We start from the raw sequence: 508 nt of genomic DNA, 5'->3' as shown, positions 1-508 counted from the left end.
ACCCGCGCCTGCGCAAACAATTGCTCCGGCTCTCCAGGAAAGTTGGCCGCTCGATTGCATATGCTTGTATGTACAAGTAAAGATGTGTGCGTAAGAGTCTCCTTCGCGCCCATCACGTTCGCGCATCATGCCGAGGAGTCTGCCGTGACCGATTTTTCTAAAGCCAGGCCTACCAAATACCGTGACGTCGAAATCCGCGCCGCCCGCGGTAACACGCTCACCGCCAAAAGCTGGCTGACCGAAGCGCCGCTGCGCATGTTGATGAACAACCTCGACCCGCAAGTGGCCGAAAACCCCAAGGAACTGGTGGTTTACGGCGGTATCGGGCGCGCGGCGCGCAACTGGGAGTGCTACGACCAGATCGTCGAGAACCTCACGCAACTGAACGACGACGAAACCCTGCTGGTGCAATCGGGTAAACCGGTCGGCGTGTTCAAGACCCACCGCAATGCCCCGCGCGTACTGATCGCCAACTCCAACCTGGTGCCGCACTGGGCCAGTTGGGAAC

At 59.4% G+C, this 508-nt stretch carries 1 pseudogene; it reads left to right on the top strand.

Annotated elements, in window-relative coordinates:
- Positions 1-144 precede the first annotated feature (144 nt).
- Positions 145-508 (top strand): annotated as a pseudogene (locus tag PUN71_RS23040) (urocanate hydratase); the annotation flags it as partial.

It is taken from the genome of Arthrobacter sp. NQ7 (assembly GCF_029581595.2).
GTDB lineage: Bacteria > Actinomycetota > Actinomycetes > Actinomycetales > Micrococcaceae > Arthrobacter > Arthrobacter phenanthrenivorans_B.
Note: the sequence above shows the minus strand (reverse complement) of the source record. Positions and strands in the feature narration are given on the sequence as shown.